This window comes from Anoxybacillus sp. LAT27, assembly GCF_022030075.1.
Classification (GTDB): Bacteria; Bacillota; Bacilli; order Bacillales; family Anoxybacillaceae; genus Anoxybacillus; species Anoxybacillus kestanbolensis.
In genome coordinates this window covers 1-258 of sequence record NZ_JAIWYK010000210.1, presented here as the reverse complement: position 1 = coordinate 258, position 258 = coordinate 1, and the positions used below count along the sequence as shown (strand labels likewise).

The following is a 258-nucleotide window of genomic DNA, read 5'->3' as shown; positions in this document are numbered from 1 at the left end:
AAAACCAAGTGGTGTGCGTGGAGGACTTGCGTGTGCAGAACATGCAGAAGAATCGCAAGTTGGCCAAACGCATTTCGGATTCCGCGTGGGGGCGCTTGCTTCGGATGCTCGAGTATAAAGCGAAATGGTACGGGCGGACGTTGGTTCGTGTCGGCCGCACGTTTCCATCGAGCCAATTGTGCTCGTGCTGCGGGCGCCGGCATGTTGAGGTGAAATCGCTCGACATCCGCGAGTGGGTGTGCCCGAACTGCGGAGCCG

At 58.9% G+C, this 258-nt stretch carries 1 protein-coding gene; it reads left to right on the top strand.

What is annotated here, in order from left to right; translation table 11 throughout:
* The coding region (locus tag LD028_RS09160) for a transposase (RefSeq protein ID WP_237811633.1) at positions 1-258 on the top strand (258 nt) is incomplete at both ends.